This window comes from Psychrobacter sp. 1U2 (genome assembly GCF_051847575.1).
Map to the genome: position 1 here is coordinate 1 of NZ_JBPYDC010001872.1, position 506 is coordinate 506.

Genomic DNA, 506 nt, shown 5'->3' on the forward strand with positions numbered 1-506 from the left:
CCTGAAGGGGAAGTCTGCTCCGCTAAAGATCCAGAAGGTCGTCCAACGGTTTTTGAACGCTTACCAAAGCTAACTCACGATCGATGGGTGATGGTTGGTCGCCTCGATATCAATTCTACTGGGTTGTTGCTGTTTACCAATGATGGCGAAATGGCACACCGTTTGATGCATCCCTCTAATGAAATTACTCGCGAATATGCGGTACGTGTACTTGGCGAAGTGACCTCTGAGATTGCGCGTACTCTTACCGCTGGGGTCATGTTAGAAGACGGTATGGCACAATTTGAAGACATTAAAGAAGGTGGCGGTGAGGGTGTCAATAAATGGTATCACGTTAAGCTAAAAGAAGGACGCAACCGTGAAGTACGTCGTCTGTTTGAGTCGCAAGGTCTCAAGGTCAGTCGTCTACTACGTACCCGCTACGGTACGATCTCATTACCAAAAGAGTTACGTACTGGACGTTTTTTAGAATTGGATAAAAAAGACATTAATACGTTAACGGATCT

At 45.8% G+C, this 506-nt stretch carries 1 protein-coding gene; it reads left to right on the forward strand.

Annotation, left to right across the window (positions count from 1 at the left end; translation table 11 throughout):
• On the forward strand, positions 1–506 hold a 506-nt coding region (locus tag ACS8FD_RS24875; protein ID WP_439277808.1), incomplete at both ends, for a pseudouridine synthase.